The sequence below is a fragment of the Ruegeria sp. AF3 genome (genome assembly GCF_056536285.1).
On sequence record NZ_JBQFJM010000005.1, the window covers coordinates 1 to 1,683 of the forward strand.

Annotated in this window: 1 protein-coding gene; it reads right to left on the reverse strand. The window is 46.9% G+C overall.

Going from position 1 to position 1,683, the window contains the following annotated elements:
- Nucleotides 1-50: 50 nt before the first annotated feature.
- The gene (locus ACR3FC_RS21925; RefSeq protein ID WP_480478668.1) at nt 51-431 is read right to left on the reverse strand and encodes a hypothetical protein; all 381 of its coding nucleotides are present in this window, start codon (nt 429-431) and stop codon (nt 51-53) included.
- Between the last annotated feature and the right edge of the window lie 1,252 nt (nt 432-1,683).

Sequence of the window (1,683 nt, forward strand, 5' to 3'; positions counted from 1 at the left end):
GTATGTCCCGATGAATCAACCTCAAAATCAAAAAATCTTCCAGCCCGCTATTATACAAGTTGGATGGATGAGACGGATTCGACGCTTTCGGCAAGACTTCGGCCACAGGGAATGAAGAAAACCGGTTCTGCAGGTTGGGGATTGAGGTCCCAATGGTCAGGCAGCGAGCCGCCTCGAGCCAGTTGCGCTTTAAGCAGATCATGGTGCAAACTTGGATGAGCCGTCGGATCATGCAAAGAAAGGTCTGCAAGGGGTTGTCCCGAAGACTGGAACAAGATCAACAGATCAGCTAAATATCTCCCGAGAATGTAATTGTCCAAAATCGCATCAATTTGTTGAGCCGGAACACTCTCGTATACCGCATTTAGCTCAAAAGAGTATTCTCTGTCGCTCAATCCGGTGATCGAATAGCCCGTGAACTTGTTGACCATCTCACCATATAGCGCTGATTGACCTTGGATCGCAGCACCGGGAGGGAGAGCCCCAGATCGATTTTGGCCTTGGGGATTGCCATACCGCCTGTAAAGTTGGGCCGGTTGCCGCGGATGAAGTTGGTCTTTTACCCATTGTTACTCCCCGTTAAATTGAATGCAATTTTTGAATTTCGGCGTTGTAATAAGTCTTCGCAAAGGCATCGAAAAATGCGTCCGTCCTTAACAGACAAAGCAAAACAATATCAGACCTCTCATCTAAAACACTTTGCTCGATATCACTTATGATTTCATCAAGCTCAAAATATCTGTCGATACGCTCGCAATCAGATTGATTTTCCTGACAAATTTCCTTTACGAACAGTGATTTCAAGTCACTAGTACGGAAGAATAGAACGAAGCGCGGACTTGATCCCAGAGAATAAGATCCGAATACATCTGCCTATCCGCGACATCCATCAACACAAAGGAAGCTGAGTAATCCCCCTAATTATTGCCTCTTGTGCGTTAGCCAAGAGAAAGAGGTTGATCCTTTGTTCGCTGTCTCCGAGTACGCTGTCAGAAATTCCAGTATTCCCAGCTTCCGCTACTTAAAATAAATTTCTGCGTAGCGGTGCACTCAGAGTCTTCAGGGTTTCCCTCAAGCCCTAAAAAGACCTGATAATCAGCGCAAATTGGGCGCCCTTCAAAAACATTACCTTCATTTGTTACATCGCCAAGCCCAGTTGTTGCTATTAAAGTGAGGGCTATACACAGTAATAGTTTTGGAAACGGCATTCTCGAATTCGATAAGTTCATAGCTATCTCGCTGCGCCTCTAAGTCGTTTGCGGTCAAACCGCGCCCAATAAAGTTTGAACGGCCAAATCTGACCGCCTTCTTTCGATCGGTTAGATCTGGTGGACATCTCGGGTGAGCACACTTCAGTAAACTCTTCGCTCAATACTTTGAGCAACGGTAGGTGATGTCCGATGATACTGGTAGGAGAACGCTTGCATCTTGTTCGGCCCCTGCCGGAGATGTCATTCGGTATCAAAACTCAAATCTGATAAGTATCGGCACGTTAAAGAGCATTGCAGTAGCCTTCTTCTCGGATAACGAGCACACCTCAAACGCAAAATCAAGGCCGGAACTTCGAGCTTTTGCGACATTCCGACGCGTGAGGATAGCCCAAGCGCGAGGGTGAGACAGCATAATACCGGATCGGTCTTTTGCTCATCGGCAAGCTCCCTTCGGCTTCTTGCCACTATCGAA